Genomic DNA, 15,367 nt, shown 5'->3' on the forward strand with positions numbered 1-15,367 from the left:
CGCTCGCGACCTAGAGTGGAGGGGTGACCGCTCCCGCCGCCCCCGCCCGCCGCCGCGTCCTCCTGGCCGCCCCGCGGGGCTACTGCGCGGGCGTCGACCGCGCCGTGCAGACCGTCGAGAAGGCCCTGGAACTCCACGGCGCTCCGGTCTACGTGCGCAAGGAGATCGTCCACAACCAGCACGTGGTCGCGACGCTGCGCGAGCGCGGCGCGATCTTCGTCGACGAGACCGACGAGGTGCCCGAGGGTTCGCTCGTCGTCTTCTCGGCCCACGGCGTCGCACCGGTGGTGCACGCCGAGGCCGCGGAGCGGTCCCTACGGACGATCGACGCGACCTGCCCGTTGGTCACCAAGGTCCACAACGAGGCCCGCCGGTTCGCGGCGCAGGACTACGACATCCTCCTGATCGGCCACGAGGGCCATGAGGAGGTCATCGGCACCTCCGGCGAGGCCCCCGAGCACATCCACCTCGTCGACGGCCCCGACGACGTTCAGAACGTCCGGGTCCGCAACCCCGAGCACGTCGTCTGGCTCTCGCAGACGACCCTCTCGGTCGACGAGACCGTCGCGACCGTCGGCAAGCTGCGCGAGCGCTTCCCCGCGCTCGTCGACCCGCCGAGCGACGACATCTGCTACGCCACCCAGAACCGTCAGGTCGCGGTGAAGCAGATGGCCGGCCAGTGCGACCTGTTCCTCGTCGTCGGTTCGCGCAACTCCTCGAACTCGGTGCGCCTGGTCGAGGTCGCCCGCGAGTACGGGGCGAAGGACGCGCACCTGGTCGACCACGCCGGCGAGGTCGACGAGACGTGGTTGGACGGCGTCAGCACCATCGGCGTCAGCAGCGGCGCCTCGGTGCCCGAGGTCCTCGTCCGCGGTCTGCTGGAGTACCTCGCCGAGCGCGGCTTCGGCGACGTCGAGGAAGTGCGGTCCGCCGAGGAGACGCTGCTCTTCAGCCTCCCGAAGGAACTGCGGGGGATGAAGGAGCAGCGCCACCCCGGCGCCTGACTGCTCCTCAGGTACTAGCTCACCGCTCCGGCGAGATCGGCAGACCGCCGACACCCGGGATCGTCGACTCCGGCGGGCCCGGGGGCGGGGCCGGGATCGACTTCTTCGCCGACTCCGCGTGAGCGTCGTGGTTCACCGGCGGCGCGGTGGGCTTCTTGGTCTTGTCGCCCTTCTTGCCGCCCGCCTTCTTGTCGCCCGCCTTCTTGTCCGCCGACTTCCCGGTGGACTTGCCCGGCGCCTTCCCGCCCTTGGCCCCCTTCGCAGGCTTGGCGGCCTTGGCCTCGACGACGTGCATCGTCATGAACATGTCCGGGTGGAACCGGCACGTCAGCGTGTAGTCGGCGGGCTGGGTGAAGGTCCACTCGAAGTGGGCCCCCGGCGGGATGTCCGGGGAGTTGATCTCCGCCCCGCCCTGCTGCACGACGCTGTGGATCGTCTGGTCCAGCTCGTTGTTGGTCCAGTGGACGGTGTCGCCCACCGCGACGGTCATCTCGAACGGGTTGAACTGGAGGTTCTTCTGGCTCACCTCGTGCGAGCCCGCCGACGCCCGTCCCTCCTGCGCCCCGGCGCCGGAGGGGCCGACCGCGACCAGCCCCAGGACCAGCGCCGACACGGCGACTCCCCGCGTCCAGGGAAGCTGCGTGTACCTGCGAGTGCGCATCGGAATTCTCCTCATCGTTTCTGATGGTGCGTCAGTCATGGTCGTCCTGCTCATGCGCCCATCACCTGGGCCTCGAACGGCACGATCACCAGCGCCTCCGTGCCGTTCACGTCCCGGACCGTGATCCCCAGCTCCCACTGACCCGCGCGCGGGACGGTGAAGGCGCTGAAGAAGTGGCCCTGGCCACTGCTGCTCAGGGGGCTCTGGCTGGACCGTTCCTGCGTCCCGCCGACGGTGCGCAGGTCCACGAGGACCGATCCGACGGGTAGGGGACGTCCCTGGTCGTCGGTGACCGAGACGTGCAACTCATTCGGCAGCCCGCCGAAGGCCGGGCTGATGACGGCCTGGACGAACCCACGGCCCTTGGCGGGACCCTCCGGGACCGCCAACGCCTCCCGGAACGCCACCGGCTCGGCGCCCGGGGCCGGCTTCGCCAGCCGGAACCCGATCGTCAAGTCGGCCGGCGAGGCGGCGAGCAGCGCGCGGTTCGTGCTCGCCGAGGAGTGCGCGGCCAGCGCGGCCTCGTGCGCCGCCTCGGCCGGCTGGGTCGCGACCAGCGTCGCCGTCACCGCGAGGACGACGGCACCGAGGCTGGTCTCCAGCGCGACCACGCGGCCGAGCCGGGCCGAGCCCGCCTCCACGGCCGCGGAACGCGCCGTGGTGACGCCCGCTCGCCGGGACCCCCGCCCCTCGGGGACCGCGTGCGCGGCCACCAGGCGCGGAGTCGCCCACCACCGGGCGAACCCGCCGAGGGCGACGATGCCGAGGACGAGGCCGACCTTGACCAGGAGCCAGTCGCCGTAGGTCGTGGACGTCAGCGCATCCGCCGACCCGACCTGGCGCCAGGCCTGGAGAACTCCGGTGGCCACGAGCGCGATCACGCAGATCGTCGCCGTCCGTGAGAACATCGGCACAGCCTTCGTGAGCGCCGCGGAGTCCTTCACCTTCAGCAGCAGGACGAGCAGTGCCGGCATGCCGCCGAGCCAGGCGCTCATCGCCATCATGTGCACGAGGTCGACGGGCAGCGTGACGAACCGGCTGCCCTCGGCGCTGTGGGTGGCGAGGCTCCACGTCAGCGCGAGCGCCCCTCCCCCGATCAGCGTCGCGGCCACCGGGCCCGCACCGCCGGCGCGGCCCGACTCCCGCGCCCGGCGCAGCCACAGCGCGAGCGCGACGACCACCACCGCGACCAGCGCGAGGCGGACGAGGAGCAAGGTGCCGATGCGCGTCGAGATGCCGTAGTCAAGGCTGCTCGCGACGCCGGAGAGCCCGGTCCCCTGCACGTAGGGGCCGTACAGGAGCAGGCTCGCCGCCGAGGCGCCGGCGAGCGCCCCGAGGCCGTACCAGATCATCCGCCGCGCCGCCGGCACGCCGAGGCCTCCGGGCCAGGCGAGGACGACGAGCAGCAGCGTCCCGACCGCGAGCGCGAGGCCGACGAAGGCGACCCAGCGCGCGATGCCCAGGTACAGCCCGAGCGCGCCGCCGTCGGAGACCAGCGCGTCCGGGGTCGCCGACGCGGTCGCGACGCCGACGCTGAACCGGAACGAGCCCTGCAGCGGGTGGCCGTCCGCGGACACCACCCGATACAGCACGGTGCGGGTTCCCTGCGCGAGCTCGGCCGGGAGCGTCACCTCCAGGGTGTTCGGGTTGGCCGCCACGTGCACCGGGTCGCCCACGGCCAGCGGGGCACCGCTGGGCTCGAGTACCTGCACGAGGGCGGTCTTGAGGTCGATCGCGTCGCTGAACGTCAGCGACACGGTCTTCGGTGCCGCGGCCAGAACCTGGTCCGGCCGCGGAGTGGTGCCGATCAGGCTCGCGTGCGCCGCGGCGGGCGCCGCCAGGCCGAGCAGCGCGAGACCGCTCAGCAGGGCGACGGCGACCGCCGCGGCGAGACATCGCCAGGGGGCGAGGGCGGATGTTCTCCGGGAGGCACGAACCATCAGTGACCCGGTTCGAAGTCGATCCGTCCGACGGGCTTCGCTGCCGCGGTGTCCCCGACGCCCGGGACGTGAGGAACCGTCACGGGGTTCGCCTCGGCGACGTCGAACAGCGTCGCCATACCGGTCATGCCGGCGGCCGTCTCGGAGTGGCTGAAGATGTGGCAGTGCATCATCCACGCGCCGGTGCGCGTCGGGACCCACAGCAGGTCGTAGGTCTGCCCCACGCCGAGCACGACGGTGTCGGCCTTGTAGGGCAACGGCAGCTTGTTGCCGTCCTGCGCCACGACCTCGAAGAACCCGAGGTGCAGGTGGATCGAGTGGAGAAACTCCGGCCCGGCGCCGATGATCCGGATGCGGACGCGCTCACCCACACGGGCCGCGAGCCGCTTGGTCTCCGGGAACGCCTTGCCGTTGATGACGAAGCCGAGCGCCCCGTCGGAGAAGATCATCGTGTAGTCGCGGTCCGAGGCGATGTCGCCGACCGGCGGGACGACGTAGAGACCGCCGAAGACGCCGCGGCCCTCCTGATCGCCGTGCATGTGCGAGTGGTACCAGTGCGTCCCGGCGCTGATCGCCGTCCACTCGTAGACGTGCTCCTTGCCGGGATGGATGACTCCCTGCGTGATGCCCGGCACGCCGTCCTGCTCGTTGGGCAGGTCCATGCCGTGCCAGTGGATCGAGGAGCCCTCCTTCATCTTGTTGATGACGACGATCTTGAGCTTGTCCCCCTGGTTGACGCGGATCGTCGGCGCGGGGATCGAGCCGTTCACCGCCAGGCCGTCCTTGACGAGACCTTCGGCGGTGCGCTGCTTCTTGGGGGCGAGAGTGAGGCGGAAGACCTTCTGGTCCCCGACGAGCTCCCACGGCGCGAGCGTCGTCCCGTCACCGAGGTCGACCGCCTCCTGCGAGGTCTGCGGCGCCGCCGGGGCGGCGGGAGCCGCGTCGGGTGCGGACACCGCCGACTGCGCGACGGTGGCCCGGCCGTGGTCGGACTCGGGGACGAAGCGCGCCAGGGCCGGCAACGTGCCCAGAGCGACCAGCACGAGCGCGGTGCTCAGTGCGGTCGACGAGCGCCGGCGGGGGCGGGTGTGGCGGCCTCGAGCGTGGTGGTTCGACATGCAATCCCTTTCCGGGGGGAGAAAGGCCGGAGCCGGGGGGCGCGTAACGCGCCCCCCGGTCCGGGTGGTCAGTGCGTTATGACCTGACGGCCTGTCAGCACTTGCTCTTGTACTTGACCGGGTTCCGCTGCTTGCAGGTCAGCTGGTTGTTGACCGCGTTCTTCGGAGCCCGCTGGACCCAGCCCTCGTAAGCGAGCGGGATCGTCATGACGCCCTGACCGCCGAAGCCGTTCCAGTCGGCGATCGCGTCGTCCATCTGCGTCGCGGAGGTGGAGTCCGCCAGGAGCGTTCCCACCACCGCCGCGTCGGCCGGGCTGCCGTCACCGTTCGGGTCGATGTCGATGACATCGATGACGTTCGCGAACTTGCTGGTGACGTAGCCGTAGTAGCCGCCGCCCTTCTTGGCGCCGAAGTTCACACCGTGGCAGCCCGCGTGGCAGGGCAGCCAGGCCACGATCTTGTCCGTCTTCGGGTCCAGGATCGTGAGGTTCGACGTCAGGGTGTTGGCGTTGATGATGCCGGAGTTGTCCGGCGCGACCGCGATCTGGATACCGAGGCCGCCCCAGTTGCCGGCGGGGCCGGAGTAGGGGTCGTACTCGCTCCAGAGGTCGATCTTCTTGTAGTCGACCTTGGAGCCGTCGTCCGCGATGCACGCTGCCTTCTCGTTGGAGAAGCAGGAGATCGAAGCACCGAGGAAGTCGGCCATGTAGGTCTTGGTGCCGGTCGGGTTCATGCCCGTGGCGATCGGGAACTCACCCGTCTGCTTGTGGACGAAGGTGCCCTTCTTGATGTTGACGAGCGACGCGTTGTAGAGGTTCACGTTGGGCGTGGCCATCCACTTGGCGTTGCCGGACATCCAGTGCGCGTGCGGGTGAGCAACCAGCTCGTCCGGGGTCCCCACGGGGAGACGACGGTCGATGCGGGTACCGCCCGGGGCGACCTCCATGACCGCGCCACCGCCGCCGAGGGCGACGTGCAGCTGGTCGGTGTCGGTCCGGCTCATGACGTGCGTCGGGCCGGGGCCGACCTCGATGCGGCGAACGAGCTTGCCCGTCTTCCGGTCGAAGACGTCCAGCATGTTGCTGAACCACTCCGTCTGGTAGATGTACTTCTCGTTCTTGTCCGTCCACATGTTGTGCGGGTTGTTCATGTTGATCTCGGGAGCGGCGATCTTGCGCTCGATCTCCCAGGTCGACGCGTTCAGCATCGTCGCGGCGCCGGACTTGGTCTTGCCGGCGTACTTCTCCATCTGAGTGTCGAACCAGACCTCACCGACGCCCGGGGTGGCCGGCTTGACGCCCGCCTTCGGGAGCGTCGACGGGAAGGAGAAGAGGTCCTTCATGTAGGTCTCGAGCAGAACCAGCTGCGGGGAGCCCGACGAGTCGAACGTCAGCAGCGGGGCGGGCGCGAAGCCCGGGTCCCAGGTCGTGGCCTCGGTGTCGCTGTAGTGCTGCCAGTTACCCGGGTTGGTGATCACGAAGAACTTCTGGACGAGCTGCCACACGATGTTCGCGTAGGACGGAACGTTCATGCCACGGCTCTTGACGTGGAGCTTGTTGCCGAAGTCGACACCCGGGGTGAGCGGGTCGTCGACCGCGACGGCGCCGAGCATGTACGGGTGCACCTTGCAGGCGAACGCGTACAGGCCGGGCTGGGTGAGCTCGACGGTGCGGTCGCCGATCCAGGCACCGGCCTGGTCGAACGGCATACCTGAGGCACCGTCAGGCCAAATGATGGCCGACGCCATGTGCGCCGTGTCGGTGTTCTCCGCCCCGACGTTGAAGTTGATGGTCACCGGGAGGAGCGCCGAGTCGGCGGCGCGGATCCCCTTGGTGAGGTTCATCAGCTTCGAACCCGCCGGGCTCTTCATCATGTCGAGGGGCTTGTCGGCCGGGGCCGCGGAGGCCTCGGAGACGAACTCCCGGATCAGGACGTCGAGCTCGCCGAGCCGCGCGTCGCCGGCGGGCAGGAGCTGCGCCGCCGTCTTGCGCACGGTGTCGAGATTGAGCAGCTTGGCCACGTCGACGCCGAGGTCGGCGTAGGTGGGCGAGTTCGCCCCGTCCGCCCGGACGTTGTGGACCTGCTCCGCCATGTCGAGGTTCATGACCTCGGCGAGGTCCGCGCCCGAGAGCGCGCCCTTGCCGATGACGCTGGCGGTGTTGCCGACGACATCGCCGACCGAGCTACCCAGCACACCTCCCGGGTTGAGCGTCGGCATCTCCGCGACCGCGAGCGACTGCGTGCCGAAGATGTCCGTGCCGGTGTCGAACCACTTGCCCTGGTCGTCCCGCAGCGTGAACAACGCCGGCTGGGGGCCGAAGGCAACGGGCGGCGCCGCGACGGGGGCGGCCGCGGGCGCGGCGGCGACCGGGGACTCCTCCGTCGAGGCGACCGCACCGGGCGCGACGCCGATCATGGTCATGGCCAGGGCCGCGGACACGGCCACCGACCGTCCCACTCCCGGCCGACCCGTGAGGGTCAGCAAGGAGGGGACTTTGCGCCTGCCTGCTGAGCGCATTCGTTGTCTCCTTCATGTGGACCGGCGCTGGGTAGCCCGCCGTTGGGCTCCGAGGTCCGGGGGTGCTTCTGCGACAAGCTCAGGTGCATCCGGGTTGGCGGGCATTTCTTCCGAAGGCGCTGTGCTGACCTGATTACGGCGGTTTGGGATTTCCTGAGAGGACGCCAAGCGTTACGCCCAGATCAATTGAGATTTGCCGGGAACTGATCGCACCGTGAGCGCGACGCAACGCCGGGAAACGTGCTGACTCGGAGATCTGCCGTTAATCCGGGCGAAGCGATCCGGACTCAACGCGCTCGCACGATGGAGTTCCCCGCCCGGAAGGACTCCCACGTGACGCTCACTCAGACCGCACCACCGCGCCGACGACTCGTTCTCGTCGGCGGCGTCGTCGCGGCGCTGCTCGTGGTCCTCGGCGCGGGTCTGGCTTACTTCTCCGGCGACGACGGGCCGCAGCACCCAGTGGTGCGTACCGACCCGGTGAACCACGAGGTGCTGTACGAGGTCACCGGGACCGCGGCGGCGACGGCGCCTGTCATCACGTGGGTGACCGGCGAGCGGAACGCCACCGAGCAGGCGGTCAACGTCCCGCTGCCGTGGAAGAGCTCGATCACGCTGCCGGTCGGGCCGTCCGGCGGGTACGCCGCCGTGGAGGTCCGCAGCGCGGCGACCGGGGCCGGGTCGCTGTCGTGCCGCATGTTCGTCGACGGCGTCCAGGTCGCCCAACAGGTGGCCACCGACGGCTTCGCCGGCGTCGCCTGCTCGCACCGCATCCCGCCGGAGTACGTGAAGTAGCCGACACGTGAAGTAACTCCGCAACTACCGAGCGGGTTCGTTCCCACCCCGTGCTTGTTCCCTTGTGACGCGCATCGCACAATGCCCGGATGCAATCTGCGGCCGTATCCACGAGGGGGACGCTCCACACGGAGGTCCCCACGCTGGCGGCGTACCTGTACGAGCTCAAGCAGGTCACCGGCGCCGAGATCACCTTCGGCGGCACCCGTGCCGGTGAAGGTTCCCCCGCCGTTCTCAGCACGTTCGTCGGAACCAAGACCGAGGCACTTCGCGGCGTCCAGGTCGAGCTGGGCCGCGGTCTCGGGGGCAAGGCCATGGCGGTCGGGCGTCCGATCCACGTGCGCGACTACAGCACCGCCCGGGGCATCACCCACGACTACGACGCAGCGGTGAAGAAGGAGGGACTGCACGCGATCCTCGCGGTGCCGATCCTGTCCCGCGCGGGCGCGGCCGGCGTCATCTACGCGGGCCTGCGCCGCCCCGAGCTGATCAGCGAACGCATCATGGACCGCGCCGTCGCCGTCGCGCGGCGCATGGAGTACGAGGCCGCTGTGACCGCCGAGGTGAACCGTCGCCTCGCCGAGCTCACCTCCGCGATGCAGGCCCCGGCCCCCGGCGCCGACCAGCGCCTCCGCGACGTCCACGCCGAGCTCGGCCTGATCCGGAGCACGGCGAGCGGGACGACCCGTCAGCTCATCGACGACCTCATGCACCGCCTCGCCGGCACCCTGCGCACCACCGGGCAGGAGGAGGAGGCGGAGCGCGTCGTCACCCTCACCCCGCGCGAGCTGGACGTCATCACCCAGGTCGCGATCGGCTGCTCCAACGCTGAGGCCGGCGAGCGCCTCGGCGTCGGCGAGTCGACGGTGAAGTCCTACCTCCACGCCGCGATGCGCAAGCTGGGCGCCCGCAACCGTGTCGAGGCCGTCACCGCCGCCCGCCGCGCCGGCCTCATCCCCTGACCCGTCGACAAGGGGTGACACCCTTTACCGACATCGCCCCCCGTCGACAAGGGGTGACACCCTTTACCGACATCGCCCCCGTCGACAAGGGGTGACACCCTTTACCGACATCGCCCCCGTCGACAAGGGGTGACACCCTCTACCGACAGGGCGCCGGGGCGGGGTCGGGGGGTCAGCGGGAGGGAGAGGCGAGGCCGCGGGAGATGACGAGGCGCTGGATCTGGTTCGTCCCCTCGAAGATCTGCATGATCTTGGCCTCGCGCATGTAGCGCTCGACCGGGAAGTCCCGGGTGTAGCCGTAGCCGCCGAAGACCTGGACGGCGTCGGTGGTCACCTTCATCGCGGCGTCGGTGCAGACGAGCTTCGCGACGGAGGCGGCGCGGCTGTACGGGCGGCCGGCGTCGCGGCGGCGGGCCGCGTCGAGGTAGGTCGCGCGGGCGGAGTCGACGGCGGCGGCCATGTCGGCGAGCAGGAACCCGAGGCCCTGGTGGTCGACGATCTTGCGGCCGAACGTCGTGCGCTCGTTCGCGTACGCGACGGCGGCGTCGAGCGCGGCCTGGGCGAGCCCGGTCGCGCAGGCGGCGATGCCGAGGCGTCCGGCGTCGAGGGCGCTGAACGCGATCTCCAGCCCCTGGCCCTCGGCGCCGATCAGGCGGTCCGCCTCGAGCTCGACGCCGTCGTAGAAGGCGGTCGTGGTCGGAACCGCGTGCAGGCCCATCTTCTCCTCGGGCTTGCCGAACGACAGGCCCTCGGCCTGGCCGGGCCCGACGAAGCAGGAGATGCCGCGCGAGCCCTCGCCGGTGCGGGCGAACAGCGCGTAGTAGTCGGCGACGCCGCCGTGGGTGATCCACGCCTTGGTGCCGGTGACGCGGAAGCCGGTCTCGGTCTTCTCGGCCTTGCAGATCAGCGCCGCGGCGTCCGAGCCCGCCTGGGGCTCGGAGAGGCTGTAGCCGCCGATCAGCTTGCCGGCGCACATGTCCGGCAGCCACCGCTCCTGCTGGGCGGGCGTGCCGAACTTGAAGACGGGGTGGATCGAGAGCGCCTGGACGCTGGTGGCGACCGCGACCGCGGCCCAGCGGGCGGCGAGCTCTTCGAGCACCTGGAGGTAGACCTCGTACGGCTGTCCGCCGCCGCCCCACTCCTCCGGGTACGGCAGGCCCAGCAGCCCGACCTCGGCCATCTTGGCGAACAGGCCGTCCGGGTAAGTCTCGTTCTTCTCGCAGGCATCGACCCGCGAGGCGAGCTCGTTGTCCGCGAAGTCGCGGGTCAGCGCGATCAGGTCGCGCGCCTCTTCCGTCGGGAGCAAGCGGTCCACAGCCATTCCGCGACGATAACCGTTGCCGGTCCGGGGCCGGAAACGGCCGGCGGCCGCCTCCCCCCGATCGGGGGAGACGGCCGCCGGATCAGCTCGTGGAGCTCAGCTCAGCCGCGGAGCAGGATCACATGCCCTCGTGCGGAGCCTTGTAGGTCTTGGCGTCCTTGCCGACCTTCAGACCCTGAACCTGCTTCAGGCCACCCTTGGTGCCCTTGTCGACCTGCGCGATGTAGACGTCACGCGAGGACGGCGAGCCGGGCTTCGAGAAGTCGAGGTCGGAGACCAGCTTCTCGGTGGTGATGTTGTCGCTGGCCTTGAGCGCGGCGTTGATGCCGTCGCGGCTCAGGTCCTTCGACTCGCAGGCCTTGGTGAGGATCTGACCCCAGATCAGGCCCTGCGCGTAGCCGTACTGCACGGTGAAGCTCGGCTTGATGTCCGGGTTCTCCTCCTCGAACTGCTTGGCCAGCTCCTTGGCCTTGGGCAGCGGCGAGGTGTACGGAACGGCCGAGGCGACGACGTAGAGCTTGCTCAGCGCGTTCGCCGCCGGGGTGTCCAGCAGGGCCGGCGCGAACACCGGGCCGTTGCCGACCATCGGCACGTTCAGACCGAGCTGGACGTTGTTCGAGGCCGCCGAGGCGGTCTGCGCCGGCGAGGTCGTCAGCGCGATGGCCTTGACACCCTCACCCTTGAACTTGGTGACGATGCTCTTCATGTCGGTGTCGGTCGAGGTGACCTTGGCCTCGGAGAGCTTGATGTCGTTCTCCTTGGCGAAGTAGCGGGCACCGGCAAGGCCGTTGCCACCGTACTCACCCTCGATGTAGATGTGTCCGACGGTGTCGCCCTTCTTGATGTCACCCTTCTCGAGCAGGTAGTCGAGGCCGTTGATCATCTCGAGGTCGTAGGTGGTGCCGACGATGATCACGTAGGGCTGGTCGAGCAGTTCGGAGCTCCAGGACACCGCCATGGTGGTGACCTGCTTGTCGTTGATGTCGGTCTTGAGCGCAGCGATGACCGGCGATCCGAGGAGCTCCATGAAGCCCGCGACCTTGGGCTCCAGGTCGGGGAACTGGATGGTGGCCGTGTCGGCCTTGTAGCCGTGGTCCAGCGTCTCGAGCTTGATCTGCCGGTTGCAGACGCCGCCCGCGGCGTTGACCTCGTCCACCCACATCTTGTGGCCGGCCTGCAGCGTGGTGCTGAAGTCCTTGAACGGACCGGTCAGGTCCGTCATGACGCCCAGGGTGATGGCGTCGTCGGTGATGCCGGGACCACCCTTGACGCCGTCGGCACCGGTCCCACCGTCGGAGGAGGCCTCGTCGTCACCACCGCCGCAGGCGGCGAGGGCGAGAGCCCCGGCCAGGAACAGAGCAGGAACCTTCAGGGATCTGCGCATCGAGTTCAGCTTCCTTTCGGGGACAGGAGCGTGGAACCAAGCTGCGTTCGGGCGAACGTCATCTTCAGCCGGCGACCCAGGGCTGCGAGGCCACCGGGCTCGAAGAGGACGACCAGGATGATCGCAGCCCCGTAGACGAATGCCGTGAAGATCGTGGGGGTGATCGCGTGCGCGCCGGAGGTGCCGAACATCTCCGAGCCGCCGATCATCAGCGTGAGCGCGCCGGGCAGCCCGAACACGAGTGCCGCGCCGGCGATGGCGCCGCCCACCGAACCGAGCCCGCCGATCAGGATCATCGCGAGGAACGCGATGGCGACGACGATGCTGTACGTGCCGGCGAACTCGCTCTCGTCCGGCTTCAGCAGGCGGTACCACATGACGGTCATGACGCCGGCCAGGCCGGCGTAGGCCGAGGAGATCGCGAACGCCTCCGCGCGCACCCGCTTGACGTTCACGCCGAGCGCGGACGCCGCGGACTCGCTGTCGCGGATCGCGCGCCAGGCCCGGCCCGGGCGGCTGCGCACCGCACCGACCGCGAGCAGGTAGGCGATCAGCAGGATGAGGGCGAACAGGAACCACACCCGGTGCTCGCGCTCCAGCTCCGTGCCGAACAGCGTGATCTCCGGCTCCGCCCGAAGCGTGTGCAGGCCGAACAGGTTCAGGTCCGGCGAGGGACGGCCGCTGGCGGTACCGCCGGACAGCGAGGTCCACTGCTGCCCGAGGTACAGCCCGACGTAGACGAGCGACAGCGTGGCGACACCCAGGTACACGCCCTTGACGCGCGCGGAGACCGGAGCGAAGGCCATGCCCAGCGCGGCCGTCACGGCGATGGCGCCGACCAGTGCGACCAGCGAGGGCAGACCGACCCCGAACTTGCCGGGAGCGTCCTCGCTGCCGAGCACGCAGTACGTGGTGCCGCCGACGAACATGAAGAACGGGTGCGCCAGGGACAGCTGCCCAGCCTGGCCGGTCAGCAGCGTGAGGCCGATGGCGCCGACGGCGCCGATCATCACGTACTGGCCGACGCGCAACCACGAGGGCTCGAAGTAGAACGGCGGCGTCAGTACGAGAATCGCGATGACGAGCCGCACGCCCCAGCGGAACAGCGTCGCCACGTCCAGGCCTCCGCCGCGACCGCGATGCGTCGCGGCCTCCGCCGGCGGGTCGGCGGTCAGGGTCTCGTCAGACACGTGTTCGCTCCCGGGTGCCGAAGATGCCGCTCGGCGCGACGATGAGGACCGCGAGCATCACGAAGTACACGGCCACCTTGGAGAACTCGAACGAGACGTACTGGGCGGAGAGCGCCTCGGTCAGGCCGACGATCGCGCCCCCGAGGATCGCGCCGCCGGTGGAGTCGAGGCCGCCGATGATCGCAGCGGGGAACGCCACCAACGCGATCGCGTGCGTGCCACGGGACAGACCCGAGCCGGAGAAGTCCTGCGTCGCGAGGAACAGCACCGCGACACCCGCGAGGACGCCACCGATGATCCACGCCGTGGCGGTGACCCGCCCGCGGCGGATCCCCATGAGTGCCGCCGCCTCGCGGTTCTCGGCCTGGGCGCGCATCGCGACGCCCCAGCCGGTGTAGCGGAAGGCGAGGAAGAACAGGGTCACGAGGACGGCGCCGACCGCGATCGCGATCAGTTGCGTGCGGAAGAACGTCACGTCGCCCACGTTGATCGGCTTGCCGTCGTAGGGCCTGCCGAGGAAGGGAATCTCGAGACCGAGGCGACGGATGATCTCCTCGGTCATGATCACGTCGACGCCGATGGTCAGCAGCGCCAGCGCGATCGGGTCGGCCAGCGGCCGTCGAGCCACCAGCACCCGCTCGATGATCAGCGCACCGAGACCGGCGGTGGCCACGCCGAGGATCGCCGACAGGGTGAAGCCGAGGTCCTCCTGCGTGCGGTAGGTGACATAGCCGCCGAGAAGCACGAACGAGCCGTGGGCGAAGTTCAGGACACCGCTGGCCTTGAAGATGATCACGAACCCGAGGGCCAGCAGTGCGTACACCGCGCCCTTGCCGAGGCCGTTGACGACGACCTGGATGAAGGTCTCCATCAGCTAGTCCTGCTCTCCCAGGTAGGCCCGGATGACCTCCGGGTCGTTGCGCACCTCGGCCGGCGGGCCGTCCGCGACGACCTTCCCGAAGTCGAGGACCGTGATGCGGTCGGCGACGCCCATGACGAGCGTCATGTCGTGCTCGACGAGGAGGATCGAGATGTCCAGCGCCTCACGGACGACCTTGATCAGCTCGGCGACCTCGGCGGTCTCGCCCGCGTTCATGCCGGCGGCCGGCTCGTCGAGCAGCAGCACCTCCGGCTCGGTGGCGAGCGCGCGGGCGAGGTCGACGCGCTTCGCGTCGCCGTACGACAGACCGCCGACGGGGGCGTGCAGCAGTCGTTCGATGCCGAGGAACTCGCAGATCTCGACCGCGCGGGCCGAGTGCTTGCGCTGCTCGGCCACCATCGACGGCCAGCGCGCCCCGGCGGCGAGGAACCCGCCGCGGGTGCGGCAGTGGCGAGCGAGCATGACGTTGTCGAGCACGGTCGAGTGCATCGAGAGCGCGAGGTTCTGGAACGACCGGCCGAGCCCGCGGGTCGCGAGCTGGTGCGGCCGCAGGCCGGTGACGTCGGTGCCGTTGACCGAGACCGTGCCGGAGTCGGCGCGGTAGACGCCGGAGATCACGTTGAAGCACGTCGACTTGCCGGCGCCGTTGGGGCCGATCAGCGCGTGGATGGTGCCGGGCGCGACCGCGAACGAAACCTGGTCGAGCGCCTTGACGCCGCCGAAGCTGAGCGCGAGGCCGTCGACCGCGAGGGCGGGAGTCACCATCTCAGCCCTGCCACTTCGAGAGCGTCCGGCGGGCGACGGGGGTCCGCGAGGCCTCAGCCCCGGCGTCACCTGACTGTTCGTCACTCTCGTGCGAGTCGCCGTGGCCGCCGAGGTAGAGCGCGGCGAGCTCGGGCGAATCCTTGACGTGGGCGGCGGTGCCGGTCAGCGCGAGGCGGCCGACCTCCAGCACGACGACGTTCTGCGCGACCTTGAGGGCCATCGCGGCGTTCTGCTCGACGAGCAGGACGGCGGTGCCGCTCGCGTTGATCTCGGCGATGATCTCGCCGATCAGGGTGATCATCTTCGGCGCCAGGCCGAGGGACGGCTCGTCGAGCAGCAGGAGCTTCGGGCTCGACATCAGCGCGCGGCCCATCGCCAGCATCTGCTGCTCACCGCCGGAGAGCAGGCCCGCGCGCTGGGTGCGGCGCTCCTGCAACCGGGGGAAGAGTTCGTAGACCCGGTCCCGGGCCGGCCCGCGCTTGTCCTTGGGCACGATCAGCGCGCCGGCGCGCAGGTTCTCCTCCACGGTCATCGTGGCGAAGATCTGCCGGTTCTCGGGCACCTGGACGACGCCGGCGGCGACGATCTCCGCCGGGTCGAGCCGGGTGATGTCCCGTCCCTCGAGGGTGACCTTGCCCTGCGCGACCTTGCCGCGGTGCAACGGGAGCGTGCCGGAGATCGCCCGCAGCAGCGTCGACTTCCCGGCCCCGTTGGCGCCCAGGACAGCCGTCACCGACCCCTCGGGCACGTCGACGTCGACATCGGCAAGGCCCTGGATGGTTCGGCCGTAACGGACTGTGAGGTCCGACACCTGGAGCAACACGTGACA

At 70.0% G+C, this 15,367-nt stretch carries 13 protein-coding genes; 3 read left to right on the plus strand and 10 right to left on the minus strand.

Annotated features, from left to right (window positions below):
* Positions 1 to 23: 23 nt before the first annotated feature.
* Positions 24 to 1,004 carry a 4-hydroxy-3-methylbut-2-enyl diphosphate reductase gene (locus tag SPOPO_RS0100465; protein ID WP_019872821.1) on the plus strand — a complete coding sequence of 327 codons (981 nt, stop codon included), beginning with the start codon at positions 24 to 26 and terminating at the stop codon, positions 1,002 to 1,004.
* A 19-nt stretch (positions 1,005 to 1,023) separates the two neighbouring features.
* Here SPOPO_RS0100465 and SPOPO_RS34970 read toward each other — a convergent pair whose 3' ends face one another.
* The 4 genes from SPOPO_RS34970 to SPOPO_RS0100485 form a co-directional block, all read right to left on the minus strand.
* On the minus strand, positions 1,024 to 1,665 hold the full coding sequence (locus SPOPO_RS34970) for a plastocyanin/azurin family copper-binding protein (RefSeq protein WP_211210820.1): 642 nt from the start codon (positions 1,663 to 1,665) through the stop codon (positions 1,024 to 1,026).
* 50 nt (positions 1,666 to 1,715) lie between these two features.
* On the minus strand, positions 1,716 to 3,605 hold the full coding sequence (locus SPOPO_RS0100475) for a copper resistance CopC/CopD family protein (protein ID WP_019872823.1): 1,890 nt from the start codon (positions 3,603 to 3,605) through the stop codon (positions 1,716 to 1,718).
* Positions 3,605 to 4,723 (minus strand): multicopper oxidase family protein, encoded by a 1,119-nt coding sequence (locus tag SPOPO_RS26620; protein WP_019872824.1) that lies wholly within the window; start codon positions 4,721 to 4,723, stop codon positions 3,605 to 3,607. Before SPOPO_RS26620 ends, SPOPO_RS0100475 begins: the two co-directional genes overlap by 1 nt.
* A gap of 94 nt (positions 4,724 to 4,817) precedes the next feature.
* Positions 4,818 to 7,163, minus strand: coding sequence for a copper oxidase (locus SPOPO_RS0100485; RefSeq protein WP_211210821.1), 2,346 nt, complete (start codon positions 7,161 to 7,163; stop codon positions 4,818 to 4,820).
* Positions 7,164 to 7,574: 411 nt separating this feature from the next.
* Here SPOPO_RS0100485 and SPOPO_RS32105 point away from each other — a divergent pair, with 411 nt between their 5' ends.
* Together SPOPO_RS32105 and SPOPO_RS0100495 are read left to right on the plus strand one after the other, a co-directional pair.
* Entirely contained in the window at positions 7,575 to 8,036 is a 462-nt protein-coding gene (locus SPOPO_RS32105) for an MmpS family transport accessory protein (protein WP_169577132.1), read from the plus strand.
* An 89-nt stretch (positions 8,037 to 8,125) separates the two neighbouring features.
* A complete protein-coding gene (locus SPOPO_RS0100495; RefSeq protein ID WP_019872827.1) occupies positions 8,126 to 8,998 on the plus strand; it encodes a helix-turn-helix transcriptional regulator in 873 nt (290 codons plus the stop codon).
* Positions 8,999 to 9,170: 172 nt separating this feature from the next.
* Here SPOPO_RS0100495 and SPOPO_RS0100500 read toward each other — a convergent pair whose 3' ends face one another.
* From SPOPO_RS0100500 to SPOPO_RS0100525, 6 genes are all read right to left on the minus strand, one after another.
* Complete coding sequence (locus tag SPOPO_RS0100500) at positions 9,171 to 10,319, minus strand: acyl-CoA dehydrogenase family protein (protein ID WP_028984390.1); 1,149 nt, start codon at positions 10,317 to 10,319, stop codon at positions 9,171 to 9,173.
* A gap of 118 nt (positions 10,320 to 10,437) precedes the next feature.
* On the minus strand, positions 10,438 to 11,703 hold the full coding sequence (locus tag SPOPO_RS0100505) for an ABC transporter substrate-binding protein (protein ID WP_019872829.1): 1,266 nt from the start codon (positions 11,701 to 11,703) through the stop codon (positions 10,438 to 10,440).
* 5 nt (positions 11,704 to 11,708) lie between these two features.
* Positions 11,709 to 12,893: a branched-chain amino acid ABC transporter permease gene (locus SPOPO_RS0100510; protein WP_019872830.1), complete on the minus strand. Its 1,185-nt coding sequence runs from the start codon at positions 12,891 to 12,893 to the stop codon at positions 11,709 to 11,711.
* On the minus strand, positions 12,886 to 13,764 hold the full coding sequence (locus SPOPO_RS0100515; RefSeq protein ID WP_019872831.1) for a branched-chain amino acid ABC transporter permease: 879 nt from the start codon (positions 13,762 to 13,764) through the stop codon (positions 12,886 to 12,888). The genes SPOPO_RS0100510 and SPOPO_RS0100515 overlap by 8 nt, the downstream gene beginning before the upstream one ends.
* Before the next feature lie 3 nt (positions 13,765 to 13,767).
* On the minus strand, positions 13,768 to 14,538 hold the full coding sequence (locus SPOPO_RS0100520) for an ABC transporter ATP-binding protein (RefSeq protein WP_019872832.1): 771 nt from the start codon (positions 14,536 to 14,538) through the stop codon (positions 13,768 to 13,770).
* Position 14,539: 1 nt separating this feature from the next.
* A complete protein-coding gene (locus SPOPO_RS0100525; protein WP_028984391.1) occupies positions 14,540 to 15,358 on the minus strand; it encodes an ATP-binding cassette domain-containing protein in 819 nt (272 codons plus the stop codon).
* Positions 15,359 to 15,367: the final 9 nt, after the last annotated feature.

It is taken from the genome of Sporichthya polymorpha DSM 43042 (assembly GCF_000384115.1).
GTDB classification, from domain to species: domain Bacteria; phylum Actinomycetota; class Actinomycetes; order Sporichthyales; family Sporichthyaceae; genus Sporichthya; species Sporichthya polymorpha.

Excerpts from the sequence above, each read along its gene's own strand:
- SPOPO_RS34970 (WP_211210820.1), bottom strand. The coding sequence starts at position 1,665 with ATGCGCACTCGCAGGTACACGCAGCTTCCCTGGACGCGGGGAGTCGCC.
- SPOPO_RS0100475 (WP_019872823.1), bottom strand. The coding sequence starts at position 3,605 with ATGGTTCGTGCCTCCCGGAGAACATCCGCCCTCGCCCCCTGGCGATGT.
- SPOPO_RS26620 (WP_019872824.1), bottom strand. The coding sequence starts at position 4,723 with ATGTCGAACCACCACGCTCGAGGCCGCCACACCCGCCCCCGCCGGCGC.
- SPOPO_RS0100495 (WP_019872827.1), top strand. The coding sequence starts at position 8,126 with ATGCAATCTGCGGCCGTATCCACGAGGGGGACGCTCCACACGGAGGTC.
- SPOPO_RS0100500 (WP_028984390.1), bottom strand. The coding sequence starts at position 10,319 with ATGGCTGTGGACCGCTTGCTCCCGACGGAAGAGGCGCGCGACCTGATC.
- SPOPO_RS0100505 (WP_019872829.1), bottom strand. The coding sequence starts at position 11,703 with ATGCGCAGATCCCTGAAGGTTCCTGCTCTGTTCCTGGCCGGGGCTCTC.
- SPOPO_RS0100515 (WP_019872831.1), bottom strand. The coding sequence starts at position 13,764 with ATGGAGACCTTCATCCAGGTCGTCGTCAACGGCCTCGGCAAGGGCGCG.
- SPOPO_RS0100520 (WP_019872832.1), bottom strand. The coding sequence starts at position 14,538 with ATGGTGACTCCCGCCCTCGCGGTCGACGGCCTCGCGCTCAGCTTCGGC.